This window comes from Myroides sp. WP-1, assembly GCF_014145635.1.
Classification (GTDB): Bacteria; Bacteroidota; Bacteroidia; order Flavobacteriales; family Flavobacteriaceae; genus Flavobacterium.
On the sequence record NZ_JACHTC010000080.1, the window covers coordinates 1 to 521 of the forward strand.

At 38.8% G+C, this 521-nt stretch carries 1 protein-coding gene and 1 pseudogene; both read right to left on the bottom strand.

All coding sequences use genetic code 11. The features are described 5' to 3' along the window. Window positions 1-275: pseudogene (locus H4K33_RS16415) on the bottom strand (tetratricopeptide repeat protein); the annotation flags it as partial. Between the two features lie 18 nt (window positions 276-293). Continuing rightward, a partial coding sequence (locus tag H4K33_RS16420; RefSeq protein ID WP_182650886.1) for a type IX secretion system membrane protein PorP/SprF occupies window positions 294-521 on the bottom strand: 228 nt, incomplete at its 5' end.

Here is a 521-nt window from a genome sequence, read left to right on the forward strand (position 1 = left end):
GGATCTTTCTCCAAGGCCTTTCCGTAATACTTCGCTGCCTCTACTGTATTGAATATGTTGTAATAACAATCCGCTAATTGTAAATAAATATAATTATCTGTCTTGGCACCGCGGATTAACTTCTGATACACTTTAGCTGCCTCTACGAATTCGTAGTGCTTATAGTGACCATCGGCAATCTCCAAAGGCGTTTTGATAGGCTCTTGAGCACTTATACTTTGTGTAGCTAAAAAACCACCCAATAACAGACCTAAATAAACCTTTCTTATTTTCATTATATGTGTGTTTGGCTATTAGAAATAACGAGACGAACTGGATACTTTTTTTGACAAGAAGATATCGTACAATACCATAAACTCATGAGATCCTTTGGCGACTTTGTTAATATCTGAGGTAACGTAATCATATGCATAACCCACGCGCAATTGAGGAGTAACGCGGTAGTTGATCATTCCGCCAATAGCATCCTCTAAGCGGTAACTAAGCCCTGCCTCGATCTTGTTCTGATACATCACATTAAC